Genomic DNA, 12,383 nt, shown 5'->3' with positions numbered 1-12,383 from the left:
GCGCTCTTTCCTGCGTCCTTCCCTCGCGCTCGCATCGCCGAACAAGCCAGGACCAAGCTGTGACAGGCTCCAGTCTCATGGTGAGGTGTCCGGCGGCTGCGGTTTCGAGGCTTGCGCCTTCGGTCAACGTCCGACGCGCGTTCTAAGGAGGTCCCAGCCCATCACGCAATGTTCGACAGGTGCCTACTTGTCGTTTTGACCACGAGGTGGTGTGTGTTCGCTGGTGATTTATCCGAGATGCCCAACGACGATGAATAGGCACGTACTTGCCAGCCGATTGGCGTGGCCTACCGGAAGCGGCTAACTTCGGTGAAGGATTTCCGGCGAGCAATGAAAGCACGCAGCAGCGGCAGGATGAACGCTTGCTGAAGCGGTAGTCCTTGTGACTTCTGCGCTGTCTGACGCGCATGGCGCCGGGTATGCGCTTAAGTTTGGGGTAAAGCGTGAATCTCTACAGCTTGCCCATATCTTGCTCCACGTGGCGCAAGATCCCTTTGGTTTGCGTGATGCCGTTTTTTCCCTACGTTTGGTAGGTAAACTACATGATAATTCAAACTTGCCGTTCGGTTTGGAATTGTGCTATTTTGGCCTACTGATGATAGGTCAAAAAAACCAAAAGATAAACCAGCTTCACCGCTTGCTGCCCGAGGGGCTAGTGGTCGACACCGCTTGGCTGGATGCTCATGGCTACCGTCGCCAATGGCGCGAAAAGTACGCGGCACAGGGCTGGCTCGAAGGCGTGGTCCGTGGTGTCTATCAGCGTCCGACCGGCAATGTCGAGCAGGCCATAGCGTGGCAGCGCGTGATCATCTCGCTCCAGCGCCTCCTCAATAAATCCGTACACGTCGGCGGTCGTAGCGCACTCGAGCTGCAGGGCCTGACGCATTACCTCCGCTTTTCGGGCAAACCGGAAATCCACCTCTATGCTTATGGCAGCATGCCTGGTTGGGTCGAGCGGATACCGACCGACGCTCAGCTCGTCGAGCACAAGGCAGACAAGCTCTTCGATGCCGACGCACCTGGAAGGACGCGTGTCGCATGGGGACATTGGGGATGGGAGCTCGATGTCTCCGCGCCGGAACGAGCCCTTTGCGAACTGCTTGACCTTCTCCCGTCACATGAGACGTTCCAACAAGCGGACGTCCTGATGGAGTCGGTTCGCACTCTGAGCCCGAAACGGGTTCAGGCAGTACTGGAAGCGTGCCGCAGCGTGAAGGTGAAGAGGCTGTTTCTCTGGTTCGCTGAGCGGCATACCCATCCTTGGTTCGGCAAGCTCGATCTCAAGCGTATCGAGCTTGGTCGCGGCAAGCGTCAGATCGTCGTCGGCGGTCGGCTGGAAAGCAAATATCAGATCACCGTGCCGGAGACACTCGATGCCGGCGTCTGAGGCTTACCGGGGGCAAGTCACGCTCCTCGTTCGAGCTCTGCCTCTCGTCGCTGAGGAGGCTGTTTTTGCCTTGAAGGGTGGTACCGCCATCAATCTCTTCGTCAGAGATCTTCCGCGCCTCTCGGTCGATATCGATCTGACCTATCTGCCGGTCGAGGACCGTGCGACTTCTCTCGCCAATATCGACGCTGCCATGCGACGGGTTGCTGCTCAGATAGGGGAAAATGTGCCGCGTAGCCGCGCCCAGATCGTGCCGCTGCACAGCGAAGGCGCGCCGTTACAAAGGTGCTGGTTGCCTCCGACGGCGTGCAGATCAAGATCGAGGTGACGCCTGTCATTCGTGGTTGCGTCTACTCTCCCGAAACCCGGGTGGTTTGCGACCGAGTAGAAGAGCTATTCGGCTATGCCGAGGTGCCTGTCGTGTCCTTCCCGGACCTCTATGCCGGCAAGATCGTCGCCGCCCTGGATCGGCAACACCCGCGAGATTTGTTCGATGTCAGGGACCTGCTTGCGAACGAGGGCGTATCTGATGAGCTCCGGTGCGCCTTCATTGTGTACATGCTGAGCCACAATAGGCCGATGGCGGAAGTTTTGGCGCCGACGCGCAAAGACCTGCGCCAGGAATTCGACGCGGGGTTTGCTGGCATGACGGAAGAGCCTGTGACCCTGGAGGCGTTGTACGATGCTCGTGAAGCTCTAATTGCCGAGATCGTTGGCAAGATGCCTGCCGAGCATCGCCGTTTCCTCCTCTCCTTCAAGGCCGGCGAACCCGACTGGGACCTGCTAGGAGTGCCTGGAGCCGCAGAGTTGCCAGCGGTGCGCTGGAAGGTCGACAACTTGGCCAAACTTTCGAAAGACCGGCGAGAAAAGCTTCTGTCACATCTTGGGAAAGCACTCGCGACGCAAGACAGGTAGGGCGCGCCGGGGATTCCGAAGTGAACGGAGTGGGCGAGGGCGACAGCCTGTAAATTGTGCTTCGCAGTGGTTCGTCCGCAGACTGCGAAGCTCACCATGTGCAGCGCCAGGAGGTCGGCGCTTCAGAACACTGCGGAGTTGAGAGTAGACCATATCCGTCTTCGTCGCTGGTGCGGACACGGCCTGGTCGGTCAGTGGAGCGCCTCTGTCCGGTTTGGATCAAGCCGTAATTCAAGACCGGCTACCTTCGTCATCCTGAGCATATGTGTCGACGGCGCTTTCGAACTCGCTGAACAGGGCATCTACCATTGTCTCGATTGTCCCAGGCATCCGATGATCGGATTGCCTCAGCAGCCGCTCGTAATCTTCGATATTGAGCAATACCAGGCGCGGCTTGTTACCCAGGGTAATTGTCACCGGATGCCGGAGTGCTTCGGCGATGATGTCACCGGGCTTTCGGGAGAGATCGGTGGTCGAGTAGAAGCTATCGGACTGAGGCATAAGGTTACTCCTCGAAAATTGCAAATTTGCTGCAAAATGATAAAAGACTGCGGCAAAGAGCTATGCCTCCGGGGCCTGCATTCTCATGCTAAGCGTTTGCGGCCTGCTCGCCGATGCGACGGCTTGTGCGCGATCACTTCAGGCTGCAGTCTCCCCCTCCGCATCATATGCAGAGGTTGGTCTGTCGGTCTGCATCCTAAAGTGGGCCGGCGCTCAAGGGGCACTCGACCCAAATCGACAAACCGGGATACCGAGCCTGCGGGCCTTGTCTGCGAGATTGTCCTGGATGCCGGTGCCGGGAAAGACAATGACGCCAATCGGCATTACACTGAGCATCGCGTCATTGCGTTTGAATGGTGCGGCCTTGGCGTGCTTCGTCCAGTCGGGTTTGAAGGCAATCTGAGGCACCTTGCGATTGTCGGCCCATTTCGCGGCGATCAACTCAGCGCCCTTCGGCGCGCCGCCGTGCAACAGCACCATGTCCGGATACTTGGCGTGGGCCTGGTCAAGCTTGGCCCAGATCACAGGGTAGTCGTTGAAGTCGAGGCCGCCGGTGAAGGCCACCTTCGGGCCAGGTGGCAAGAAGGCCTGACTATCGGCGTGTTTCTTGGCGGCGAGGAAATCGCGGCTGTCGATCATCGCGGCAGTCAGGTTGCGATGGTTGGCCATGGAGCCGGTGCGCGGACGCCAAATCGAGTGGATATGGCGCTCGAAGTGCTCTGCGGCCTGGTCGCGCATCAGCTCGAATGCGTTGCGACGTTCGATAAACGTCTGCCCCTGCGCGGTAAGGATTTCCAGCTCCACGGATTTGACCTCGGAGCCGTCCTGTTCGCGCTGCAGGCGCCGCTGGGAGAGTTCGTTGTCATCGAGTTCGCGTTCGACCCGATCGGTTGCGCGATGGAAGAGGTTTACCGTGCCCCAAAGCAGCTCCTCGAGGTCGGGCTCGAGGCGCGTGTCGGACAGCGCCACTACCAGGGCGTCGAAAATGTCGGCGATGCTGGCTGCAATGACCTGGCCCTCCGGAAGCGGTCGCGGATCTGGTTCGTCTTCGAACGGACGGTAGCCGTAGAGCTGGAGCTCCCGGAGGACGTGATCCATTGGCGATGAGGCCCGTTGCGGTTCGAAGTCGGTGTCGTGCTGGTTGCTCATGGCGGCTTCCTTCGGCAGATCGGTCGCGCCCATCGCGGCCTTCATGGCGACGAAGGCGGCGGGCAGTCTGGACCTGCACCCGTAGCATCAGCGCAGGGCTGGAACGCGAGTGGAGGATGGCGAAGCCCGGCTATTTTGCTTCGCGATGGAAAGGCACGAAGCCGGGGACCCCACGCGGCGCGTCGCGTGGGGTGGGAAGGGCCGCCGGAAAATAGCCGGGCAAAGCCATTGCCGGTCCGGACCGGCTGTCGCCCGATCGCCCTCTGGAAGGCCGTGGGCCGGTCCTTTCCAAACGAAGCAAACGCCATGAGCGCAAGGACAGAGGCATGCCGCCCCTGTCGCTCTCTGCTCCCGTCAGGCCGCGAGGGTCATGAAGCGGGCGACGTCCTGCGATCATTCCGATCTGGATGGCACAAAGGTCTATTTGTCGATGACGCCGGAGCTAAGGTGCATGATCTGCAATCGGGCGCATGCATGGCGGCCACGATCTTGCCACTCTGCATGGGAAGGGCGGCAAGACGCGCCAGTGTCGCCTGTGGTCGGAAACCGAACGAGTTCTGACCGACGAGATCATCGGTCGCGCGACCGATGATGCCGTATTTGTCAGTAGGCTCGGAACGCCTTTTACTCGCTTCGGAGTCTATCGCCTTATCGGGTGTTACGCAGCCGGGCTGCCGGGCCTGGCTGACAGAGCGATAACCCCGCATGTGATCCGGCATACGACGGTCTGGTTCTCGTTGACGTTGACCTCAATACCACCCGCGCGTGGCTCGGCCATGTCTCGATCAGCACTACCAACATCTATGCCGAAATATACCTCGCGGTGAAAGCCAACGCCGTAGCTATTTGCGAAGTCGGTCAGCCACGACCCGGTCGCTCATGGAAAGGAGGACAAGGATCTCATGGCCTTTCTGAAATCGTTGTGAGTCAGAGGTGTCTGGCGTCCTTCCGCCGAGAGCTCCTGCTCTGAGTGGTGGATGCGATCGCTCATCAGAATGAGCAAGTCGCGCCACTTCGGGACCTTTGCCAGTGTTGCCACGAAGGTAGCGTCTTGAGCCCAAGACGGTCATCTTCGGCCGGCGATTGAAAGCTACTCTCCTTCGCCTGGATCGTACCCATTGAATGGGAGGCGCTGAACGGTTCGTTGTGCTAATCTCGATAGCCGCGGAGGGCGCTATGGGCGAGAATCGCAAGCTAGCCGCAATCCTAGCCGCAGACGTGGTCGGATATAGTCGGCTCGCCAGCGAAGACGAAGATCGCACCTTGGCGAGGTTGCGGGCACTGCGCAGCGACTTGATCGATCCGACGATCGCCGTGCACAACGGGCGCGTGATCAAGCGCACGGGCGATGGGGCATTGGTCGAATTTCGCAGCGTGGTGGATGCCGTGCGCTGCGCTATCGAGGTTCAGAACGGCATGGTCGAGCGCAATGCTGGAGTGTCGCAGGACCGTCGCATCGAGTTCCGGATCGGCATCCATCTGGGAGACGTTGTCGAGGAAAGCGACGGCGACCTGATGGGCGATGGTGTCAACATCGCTTCGCGTCTGGAGGGGGTTGCGGCGCCGGGGGCCATCTGCCTGTCCGAAGATGCCTATCGCCAGGTCAAAGCAAGGCTCGACCTCTCGGTCGCCGATCTCGGAAGCACGCAGCTCAAGAACATAGCCGAGCCGATCCGAGTTTACTCGCTAGTGGTCGGTGCCGCCGGCGCCAAGGCGATCGCGACGTCGGAACCCTCGACGAGCCGGCTGGCAGGGTCAACGGCGGCAAAGCAGTCGATCGCCGTCCTGCCGTTCGCCAATATGAGCGGCGACACCGAGCAGGACTACTTCGCCGACGGCATCAGCGAAGACATCATAACCGACCTGTCGAAGGTCGCCGGCCTCTCGGTCATCGCCCGCAACTCCAGCTTCACCTACAAAGGCAAGAACATCGATATCCGGACGGTCGGGCGCGAGCTCGGCGTGACTGCGGTGCTGGAGGGCTCGATCCGCCGGGCCGGCAACCACGTCAGGATCAATGCCCAGCTGATCGATGCACGGACCGGGACCCACCTATGGGCGGACCGCTACGACCGCGACATGACCGATATCTTTGCGCTGCAGGACGAGGTGACGCACCACATAGTCGAAGCCCTCAGGGTTGCGCTGACGCCGGCCGAGTCGGCGCGCATCGCCCATATACCAACGAGAAGCATCCAGGCGCATGATCTTTTCCTGCGCGGGCGCGAGGTATTGTTCGGCCCTGAAAAGACAAAGGAGACATTCGAGCGCGCGGTCGCCCTGTTCACCCAGGCAATTGAGCTCGACCCCGACTATGCCGAACCGTATGCCGGCCTGGCTCACGCTTACAACCACGACTTCCAGAACCACTGGAGCGGGCGCACCGACAGCAAGGAACTTTCTGCCCATTACAGTCGGCTCGCGCTCGAGAAGGACCCCAACCTCCCCTATGCGCATTACATGGCCGCGCTGGTGAAGTTTTGGGAGAAGGATCCGGCCGGACATCGCGAAGAGGTGGAGAAGACGCTTGCTCTCAATCCCAACTTCGCACTGGCCTTCGGCATGCGCGGGGCGGGCAACATCTACAACGGCGCGCCGCTGGGGGCGATTCCGGATCTTGAGCACGCGCTGCGCCTCGATCCGCTGCAGGGGCATTTGACCTGGCACTTTATCGGCTCGGCTTACCTGCTGGCCGGGCAGTACCAGAAAGCGGTCGAGGCATTTCGCGAGCGTATCCGCCTGTCGCCCAAGACCGATCTGTCGCGGGGGCTCCTGATTGCCGCCCTTGGCCACCTCGGCGAAGTCGATGAAGCACGGCGCGTGAGCGCAGAGCTAAAAGAGATAAACCCGAGCTATCGCTTTTCAGAGCACGTGGGGCGGCTGCCCTTCGGCAATCCGGCCGACGCCGAACGCATCCGGCAGGGCTACGCCAAGGCGGCGCTACCCGAATAGGCGGACGAAAGCCCTGTGCCTGTCGCGCTAGAGGTTTCGAGGGGCCGCCAGGTCGGCGGGGCGAAGAAGGCCGGCGCCATTATTATGGGGGGTTCCCGCAAACATATCTGACGGCGCCGCCTCGCCAGGAGCATGCACTTTTTGGAGTCACGAGCTGCCATTGGGCCGGAGCGGAACAAGTGTCCGAGTCGGGTCATGGCTTGCCCTTCAAATCATCCGACGGAAGGGGACGGAAGGGTAATGGCCGTGAATTGACCCGGCACAAGCGAGCTTCCGCTTCTGGGGTCAAAGCCGGTGTTGCGTCGCGGGTACCAAAAGTCAGATTTCCACCCCGAGAAGGTCGCCGCTGTTCTGTCGGGCATGGGCCCCGCCGGATCGACCAGGATAGTCCAAAACCGCCATCTGTCACACCATCCTGGCCGTTCCCTGGCGCATCACGCGAACGACATCCTGCGGCGTGAGCTGCATGCGCAGTGCCGCCCGGAGCGCGCCGAGGCCGAATGCACGTAGGTCCTCATTGAAGTCGCCCCTCTGCGGAGACAGGGCAAGCGTTTCGATGCCCGCTGCTTCAGCACGTTCGGTCAATGCCGCGAGCGCCATGTCACCCGCCGCATCGGCGTCGCGAGCGATGTAGAGCCGACGCAACGCCGGCGGGAGCAGAAGGGCGGCAAGGTGGTTGGCCGAGAGCGCGGCAGCCATCGGCATAGCCGGTAGCGCACAGCGCAGCGACAGCATCGTCTCGATGCCTTCGCCGGCCGCCATAACCTCGCACGGCGCACCGAAGCGAACGGCATGGCCGAGGAGACCACCCATCGCCTTCCTTTGGGTGTCGATTGGAGCCTTGCCGAGCCGGACGACATCGAAGCCGTTGGGATCGAGCCAGGTCCGATGCGCCCCGGTGATGCGGCCGTCGAGATCGGTGACGGCGGCGATCATCGCCGGCCAGGTCTCAGTCGGCGAATGCCTGTCAGCGCGATAGTAGCAGCGCGGATGGAAGCGCAGCGCTTCCACATCGTGGACAGTCTTGATGCCGCGATTGCACAGGTAGGTCTCGACGAGCGTCCGGCGGATCGGCTGCGACATGGCGAAGAGCCGCCGCGCCGCTTCCGGCGATCCGGCGGGAAAGGGGTAGCGAACCGGTCTTGGGCTGCGGCGCGCTACGGCGCGCGGTAGACTGAGAAAGCGTCGTGCCTCCTCTGCGACATCGCGAAAGTCAACGAAACCGCAGCTCTCACGGATCACGTCGAGGAGATCGCCATATTCGGCGGAGGCGGCATCGGTCCAATGCCCGGCGGCGCCGGGACCGGATTCCGGCCCGCTGAGCCGGACGAACATCGACCGGCCGGGCGTGTTGCGAACGTCGCCCACTATCCAGTAGCGGCCCTGGCGCCGCCCGTTGGACAGGTAATGGCGGCAGACCGCCTCGGCATCGCGGGCGAGGCGGCGCGCCAGTTCGGAAGCGTCGCGGGGCATCACGAGACCTCCCGCGGCGTGCTGATATTATGTCGCGTAAAAGCCGTCGATCGTCTGTGGGACAGCGCGAAATCGCGGGGACGCAACATAACCCTCGCCGCAACATATTCGGTCCACCTGCCCGCCGCGCCCTTGCCGAAATCCGGTCCCTTGAGGCGGACAAACATGGAGTGCCCCGAGGTATTGCGAGCATCGCCAACCACCCAAGACCGACCCACGGGACGACCATTGGAAAGATAGCGTCGGGACACTGCCTCGGCCTCTTGGCCGAGACAGGATGCCAGTTCGGATATATCGCGCCGCGACATCAGGCTGCCCTCCTGTTCTGATCGGCATCCACGTTGATGGGCAGCGTGATTTCATCTGGCAGATGGCCGAGGAGCCAGTCGGCCGCCTTGCCGGCCAGGCTGGCGGCGCGCACGACAGCCCGATTGTCCTCCCTCAGCACGTCCAGCCAGGATCCGATATAGTCGGCATGCCGCACGGTCGGAACGATACCCAAAGCAGCGCACGAGAAGGCGGCGCTGATCTCTGCCACCAGTTCCTCGAACGCATACTTTCTCGTTCCAAAGGAGCCGGAAAAGTCGCGAGCAAGACGTGAGGGATGGCCAGTGGCATGGCCAAGTTCATGCAGCGCCGTGCGGTGCCAGTTGATAGGCTCGAAGAAGGCTTGAGGCGGCGGTACTTGAACCCTGTCCTGGGTTGGCAAGTAATAGGCTCGATCGCCGCCGATGCGGAATTCGATGCCTGTGGCCTTGATCAGCGCCTCGACGCGTGGCTCGATCAGGGCCGGGTCTGGTGGCGGGGACACTGCGAGGTCTGCCGGCAAACCCTCACATTGCTCGGCATTGAACACAGTGAACCTCTTGAGGAATGGAACCGCCCTGGCATCTTCGCCAGTATCTCGGGCGCGTTTCTTCTCATCGTCAGGAACAAAGCGATCTGCGTACACGACGGTTGTGCCGTGCTCGCCCTTTCGAACGTTTCCACCGAGCGCGAGGGCCTGACGGAAAGTCAGCCAGCTTTGGGCCATATAGCCCCGCTCGACGACCGCGCCCCAGAGGATAAGCACATTGATGCCGCTATATGCTTTGCTGGTACTTGCGTTGCGGGGGAGCGAAAGCGGCGCCTTGGCTGCCGCGCTCCCCCATGGCTGAACCCAAGGAAGCCGACCCGCCTCCAACTCCGAGATGATCTTGTCGGTTATCTCGCCATAGAGGTTCGCCCGGCCGGCAGCGGCTCCGCGTCGGTGATGGTGATTGGACATCGTGATTTCTCCGCGACAGGCGCTGGAGGACTCTCTCCAGCTTTCAACCCGTCGTGGAAAACCCAATCCACACTCTCACTTTTATGGGTCCGCGCTTCCTCAAGAGGGCGCAACGCTTTGATCCGGCGCCACCCCACCTGGGACCAGCCCTGCATTCATAAGCGCGGCTTTCCGTCGTCGGACGCTCTTGGCAAGGGCGCGGCCTGCAAAAGCTGCCGGGTCGACCTTTATCCGGTCTGGCAGGCCCGCCCGGAATGACGACGTTCGAAGGCGGGTATTTTGCTGCCTCGCATCTTGGCCGGCTACTGACCAATTTTTGAAAATCAACTCTGGTCAGAACGTTGGCCAGCCTGAGGCAGAACGATGCCGAATCCAACGTCAGGCAAGGAGATCGTTTCACCATCGTTCCAGACGGGTTCAAACGGTCTCAGAATCGAACGGCAGCGCAATTTTCATAAGTTCTTCCTGACCTATACACCGCCGTTTTTGCGCCAGAGTGTCCTAATCACCGCATAAGAGGTCTAGTGCCGTTCACATACGGCTCTTAGGCGCGTACTTTTCAAGCTGATGATACCAATGACTTCGGGACAATGCCGGATATGCTTTAGATACTTGATACCAATGGATCCTGCGCTCACTGGGTGAATAATTTCGGCCACGTCGAGCAACTGTCTGGCCAGTGCCGGATCATCTCAGAGGCTCAAACACTAAGCGATGACGCCGAGTTTGTTATCCGGCGTCAAACGAGAGGCATGCAATGAGCATTCCAGAGCAGTTGGATGACAATATGCCGCTGCGCCTAAACGTTGCTGCCGAGATCGCCTTTCCGGATGGCTCTATGGGCGCGGCAGGTTTGCGAAAAGAACGAGATGCTGGCCGCCTTCAGACAGAGCTGATCGCAGGCAAGGAATACGTGACTTTGGCAGCAATCGCTAAGATGAGGGAGCTATGCCGCGGACGCCGAAAGGGGCGCGCCTGGTCTGGCGCGCCGAAAGCAGAAGGGCGGACGGCAGCCTGCGCAACGGAGCTGGCTGGTTCATCCGCGATGGGACAACCTTCATCAGCGCTTGCGGTAGCACTGGCGACCGCGAACTCGCTGAGAAACGGCTCGCCCAACACATCGTCGAGAAATACCGGCCGGCCCGCGAGTGCGGCCGTGATCCGGCCGCCGTCCCGGTAGCCGACGCCGTTAGCGTCTATCTTACTGACGTCGCGCCCTCACACGCCAAGCCAAAGGAAACCGCCGAACGGCTGATCGTTGTGCTAAGGTGGTTCGGCAACACGAAAATCGGCGACATCAATGGCAAGGTCTGTCGCGCCTACGCCAAGGTGCACGGCAATGGCGCCGCTGCCAGACGTCAGTTGGAGGATCTGCGCGCGGCGCTGAACAACTATCACCGTGAGGGCTATGTAACGTCCGCACCTGCGATCGTGCTGCCAGCGAAGCCTGTACCGCGCTACCGTTGGCTGACACGCGGCGAAGCAGCCGCCCTACTTCGCGCTGCATGGCGCATGTGCCAGTCATGGAAGGGTAAACCAAGCGATCGCCGCACCGCACGTCACGTCGCGCGATTCATCCTGGTTGCACTATACACCGGTACCCGGTCGGCCGCGATCTGCGGAGCGGCCATCCGGCCAACAGAGGGCGCCGGATATATCGACCTCGAATATGGCATTTTCTACCGCTGCGCCGCCCGCGGCCGCGAGACGAAAAAGCGACAACCACCGGTCAGGTTGCCCGAGCGGCTGCTTGCACATATGCGTCGCTGGGCGGTAACGCCGTTGGAGATCAAGACCAAGGGCCGCGGGAAGAGCGCAAGCATCGGCCGCATGATCGCCCACGACTACGTCGTAGAGTGGAACGGCAAACCAGTGAAGTCGATCAGGAAGGCCTTCCGCTCGGTGGTCGAGGCGGCCGGGCTTGGCGGGTATGACTACGTTGCAGCACCTGACGGTAGCATGCGGCGCGTGTTCCGCACTGACATCACGCCGCACGTCTTTCGCCACACAGCCGCGACCTGGCTGATGCAGCAAGGTACCGACCGGTGGGCGGCCGCTGGCTTTCTCGGCATGACAGTGGAAATGCTGATCGAGACCTATGGTCACCATCACCCCGATTTTCAGGCCGAAGCCACCCGGGCGATCGTCTCCAAGTCGCGTTCGCGAAACGTGCCCAAAAACACAATCAGAATGCTCGGGGCACAGAAGGAGAACTCTTCCGACCACCCCACAGTTACGCCACAGAAACGAACAAGAATCTAGACGGTCAACGCCTTTGCTGGCTTGGCTTCGGGGCTCGACCAGAGGATCGGCAACGTCGGTACGCCCATCAACATGGCTGTGGCCGCACTAGCGGCTGGGCACACAAAGCAGCCAAAGGAGTGTCAGCACTTGCGCTGACCTTGAGGGCCGCCGCATAGGAAACTCGTTCGCGATGCCATGATGGGGCGCGACCTTCATATTCAATCCGTCGAGACATTTCGTGCATGCCGTTGCGATGCCTGATCCTGAAATTGGCCACATATCCGATAAATGCGCGGTCCAATACGACAGTGGGTTGACCCGGATGGAAATATTTTTCTTCTGTAAATCAATGCGTTAGCAGGTGGTCTGGTAAGAGGGGCAAAAGTTGTGGCGAGGGCTGCGTCAGATTGACTCGGGTTGGGGTGGCCCGATTCCGGCCTGGCCGCATTTCTGATTCATTGCGGCGATGTCGCCGCCTGCGAACATTGAGTCGCT

General features: G+C 61.0%; 9 protein-coding genes and 1 pseudogene. 5 read left to right on the top strand and 5 right to left on the bottom strand.

The window, feature by feature from the left end:
* The first annotated feature begins 382 nt into the window (after positions 1-382).
* The 3 genes from EN853_RS24880 to EN853_RS24875 are packed head-to-tail and all read left to right on the top strand — an operon-like array spanning position 383 to position 2,302.
* Positions 383-1,387, top strand: coding sequence for a type IV toxin-antitoxin system AbiEi family antitoxin (locus EN853_RS24880; RefSeq protein ID WP_245517172.1), 1,005 nt, complete (start codon positions 383-385; stop codon positions 1,385-1,387).
* On the top strand, positions 1,374-1,715 hold the full coding sequence (locus EN853_RS35135; RefSeq protein WP_281061510.1) for a nucleotidyl transferase AbiEii/AbiGii toxin family protein: 342 nt from the start codon (positions 1,374-1,376) through the stop codon (positions 1,713-1,715). The genes EN853_RS24880 and EN853_RS35135 overlap by 14 nt, the downstream gene beginning before the upstream one ends.
* Positions 1,694-2,302, top strand: coding sequence for a nucleotidyl transferase AbiEii/AbiGii toxin family protein (locus EN853_RS24875; RefSeq protein WP_281061509.1), 609 nt, complete (start codon positions 1,694-1,696; stop codon positions 2,300-2,302). Before EN853_RS35135 ends, EN853_RS24875 begins: the two co-directional genes overlap by 22 nt.
* A 231-nt stretch (positions 2,303-2,533) precedes the next feature.
* On the opposite strand, the gene EN853_RS24870 is transcribed toward EN853_RS24875, so the two are convergent.
* Both EN853_RS24870 and EN853_RS24865 read right to left on the bottom strand, forming a co-directional pair.
* On the bottom strand, positions 2,534-2,803 hold the full coding sequence (locus tag EN853_RS24870) for a type II toxin-antitoxin system prevent-host-death family antitoxin (protein ID WP_127861881.1): 270 nt from the start codon (positions 2,801-2,803) through the stop codon (positions 2,534-2,536).
* 213 nt (positions 2,804-3,016) lie between these two features.
* Positions 3,017-3,952, bottom strand: coding sequence for a DUF2493 domain-containing protein (locus EN853_RS24865; protein WP_127861896.1), 936 nt, complete (start codon positions 3,950-3,952; stop codon positions 3,017-3,019).
* A gap of 1,176 nt (positions 3,953-5,128) precedes the next feature.
* Here EN853_RS24865 and EN853_RS24855 point away from each other — a divergent pair.
* Positions 5,129-6,904: an adenylate/guanylate cyclase domain-containing protein gene (locus EN853_RS24855; RefSeq protein ID WP_127861882.1), complete on the top strand. Its 1,776-nt coding sequence runs from the start codon at positions 5,129-5,131 to the stop codon at positions 6,902-6,904.
* Positions 6,905-7,309: 405 nt separating this feature from the next.
* On the opposite strand, the gene EN853_RS24850 is transcribed toward EN853_RS24855, so the two are convergent.
* From EN853_RS24850 to EN853_RS24840, 3 genes and pseudogenes are all read right to left on the bottom strand, one after another.
* Complete coding sequence (locus EN853_RS24850; protein WP_127861883.1) at positions 7,310-8,377, bottom strand: toprim domain-containing protein; 1,068 nt, start codon at positions 8,375-8,377, stop codon at positions 7,310-7,312.
* 107 nt (positions 8,378-8,484) lie between these two features.
* Positions 8,485-8,685 (bottom strand): annotated as a pseudogene (locus EN853_RS34765) (DNA primase); the annotation flags it as partial.
* A complete protein-coding gene (locus EN853_RS24840) occupies positions 8,685-9,644 on the bottom strand; it encodes a zincin-like metallopeptidase domain-containing protein (protein ID WP_127861885.1) in 960 nt (319 codons plus the stop codon). The pseudogene EN853_RS34765 and the gene EN853_RS24840, both read right to left, overlap by 1 nt.
* Positions 9,645-10,592: 948 nt before the next feature.
* Between EN853_RS24840 and EN853_RS24835 the strand changes: the two genes are divergently transcribed.
* Entirely contained in the window at positions 10,593-11,906 is a 1,314-nt protein-coding gene (locus EN853_RS24835) for a tyrosine-type recombinase/integrase (RefSeq protein ID WP_127861886.1), read from the top strand.
* Positions 11,907-12,383: the final 477 nt, after the last annotated feature.

The sequence above is a fragment of the Mesorhizobium sp. M1C.F.Ca.ET.210.01.1.1 genome (assembly GCF_004791585.1).
Taxonomy (GTDB): Bacteria; Pseudomonadota; Alphaproteobacteria; order Rhizobiales; family Rhizobiaceae; genus Mesorhizobium.
Note: the sequence above shows the minus strand (reverse complement) of the source record. Positions and strands in the feature narration are given on the sequence as shown.